The organism is Amycolatopsis sp. SID8362, assembly GCF_010550475.1.
GTDB lineage: Bacteria > Actinomycetota > Actinomycetes > Mycobacteriales > Pseudonocardiaceae > Amycolatopsis > Amycolatopsis eburnea.
In genome coordinates this window covers 1-557 of record NZ_JAAGNB010000892.1, presented here as the reverse complement: position 1 = coordinate 557, position 557 = coordinate 1, and the positions used below count along the sequence as shown (strand labels likewise).

Annotated in this window: 1 protein-coding gene; it reads left to right on the top strand. The window is 77.9% G+C overall.

Going from position 1 to position 557, the window contains the following annotated elements:
• A partial coding sequence (locus G3I65_RS27740; RefSeq protein ID WP_203612526.1) for a polyketide synthase dehydratase domain-containing protein occupies positions 1-557 on the top strand: 557 nt, incomplete at both ends.

Genomic DNA, 557 nt, shown 5'->3' with positions numbered 1-557 from the left:
CGTCGAGATGGCCGGGCGCGCGGGCGACCAGGTCGGCTGCGACCGCGTCGAGGACCTGACCCTGCTGGCGCCCCTGGTGCTGCCCGAGCGGGGCGGTGTCGCGCTCCAGCTCGTGGTCGGCGGCGCGGACGCCGAGGGCAGGCGCCCGCTGAGCGTCTACGCCCGGCCGGACGGCGCCGAGGACGAGCCGTGGACGCAGCACGCGACCGGCGTGCTCGCCACCGGGGCGCGTCCCGCCGCGTTCGATTCCGCGGTGTGGCCGCCCGAGGGCGCGGTCCCGGTGCCGCTGGACGGGTTCTACGACCGCCTCGCCGACGCCGGGTTCGGGTACGGGCCGCTGTTCCGGAGCCTCGTCTCGGCCTGGCGGGCCGGCGACGAGGTGTTCGCCGAGGTCGGCTTCCCCGAGCAGCGGCGCGGGGAGGCCACGCCGTTCGGCCTGCACCCCGCCCTGCTCGACTCCGCCCTGCACGCGGCGGCCTTCGCCGGGCTGACCGAGGTCGAAGGCGGGCGGCTGCCATTCTCGTGGAGCGGCGTCAGCCTGCACGCCGTCGGCGCGT